1 pseudogene is annotated in these 301 nt (G+C 45.5%); it reads left to right on the forward strand.

Annotation, left to right across the window (positions count from 1 at the left end):
* A pseudogene (locus FC20_RS09785) lies at window positions 1-301 on the forward strand (RNA-guided endonuclease IscB); the annotation flags it as partial.

Genomic DNA, 301 nt, shown 5'->3' on the forward strand with positions numbered 1-301 from the left:
GCCAGTTCCGCAAGAAGAAGCGGTCGCTTCACGAAGCAACTGCAAGAAAAGGCAGAAAGCAGCCAAATACGTCATCCAAGCGTAATGAGAAGAATACGAATCATGCACGTGGCTTGTGGCTAAATGACTACGTTCGTGTGATAGGAAATCATGCCAAGGGCTATGTAAAAGGCTTTAAGTCGAACGGATATTACGTTTATCTGACAAACGGCTTAGGCAATTACGTGCTGAACAATGGCAAGAATTACATCAATGGACAGCAGTGCCGGTTGATCATGCATAACGGCAACTGGCAAAAAGC

The organism is Lactobacillus equicursoris DSM 19284 = JCM 14600 = CIP 110162 (assembly GCF_001434815.1).
Classification (GTDB): domain Bacteria; phylum Bacillota; class Bacilli; order Lactobacillales; family Lactobacillaceae; genus Lactobacillus; species Lactobacillus equicursoris.